This window comes from Pseudomonas sp. F007 (genome assembly GCF_057814275.1).
Window position 1 is genome coordinate 1 of sequence record NZ_JBVATA010000055.1, and the last position, 276, is coordinate 276.

1 protein-coding gene is annotated in these 276 nt (G+C 58.3%); it reads right to left on the reverse strand.

Translation table 11 applies throughout. The annotated features are described in order from the left end of the window. On the reverse strand, positions 1-276 hold a 276-nt coding region (locus ACZYR5_RS29705), incomplete at both ends, for an immunoglobulin-like domain-containing protein (protein ID WP_489092935.1).

Consider the following 276-nt stretch of genomic DNA (forward strand, 5'->3'; position numbering starts at 1 on the left):
TCTCGAACACGTCGCCGTTGCCTTTGATGCTGACGGTGACCGTGTCTACGGTGTCATTGATCTGCACCACACCTGGCTCTTTGCTCAGCTGCAGGTCTTCAAAGACTTTGCCCGGTACGCTGGCGCTTTCGATGGACACGCTCAGCGGACCGCCGTCTTTGTAGACGTCATCGCCTTGAATCGGTGCGGTGTAGATGGCCGAGGTCTGGCCGGCCTTGATGGTGACGGTGCCGTGATCGCCGCTCAGCTTGACGATCAGGTCATCTTTCAACGCCT